This window comes from Pseudomonas syringae pv. cilantro, from assembly GCF_001293775.1.
Lineage (GTDB): Bacteria > Pseudomonadota > Gammaproteobacteria > Pseudomonadales > Pseudomonadaceae > Aquipseudomonas > Aquipseudomonas syringae_P.
In genome coordinates, this window is sequence record NZ_LGLN01000084.1 from 2,363 (window position 1) to 2,988 (window position 626).

A 626-nucleotide genomic window follows, 5' to 3' on the forward strand; every position below is an offset into this window, starting at 1 on the left:
ACAGAGAGACATTCTGTGTCATCGAGAGACATTCAGAGACAATCTTGGGTCTGACCCAAAATCTCGAATTCGCTAAACAGGCACGTTACCGATTGTCTACAAAAAAGAGCTTCGCCTTTTTCGTAGCCAATCGACGTGCCAAAGGGGGAGCCCCTTTGGAACCCCGCAGAGCGGGAAAGCGTTGTCGTTGTCGTTGTTGGTTGTCGTCATTTTAGGAGCCCTCAGGAGGTGATCTTGTGGCTGAAAAAGTGAACAAGTCGTGCCCTATGTCATGCCGTTTAACGGATGAACAGTTCGCCCGGTTTGCCGAACCCATCGCGCAATCCGGTCTCAAGCCAGCAAGATTTTTTCGTGACCTGGTGATCAGCCGTTCGCCTACCTTCGAGCAGTCTGCAATCGACAAGAAGCAGATGCTGCAGGTATTTGAAAAGTCCGGACATGCTCTAAACCGAGTTGCTTACTCCGCGAACTCGGCACCCTATAACGGCGCGCTTTATCAAAAGCAGTATCTCCACTGGCTTAATAGGTTAAACGCTATTCAACAGCTTTTGCTCACAGTTTTGCCTGAGACTGACCCACCTAAACCTATAAGGCCAGTCCATAACGGCAACCGTGGTTCGCCCAAT

The 626-nt window shown here is 50.0% G+C and carries 1 pseudogene; it reads left to right on the top strand.

Features of this window, described 5'->3' with window-relative positions:
• Nucleotides 1-236: 236 nt before the first annotated feature.
• Nucleotides 237-626 (top strand): annotated as a pseudogene (locus tag ABJ99_RS28875) (plasmid mobilization protein); the annotation flags it as partial.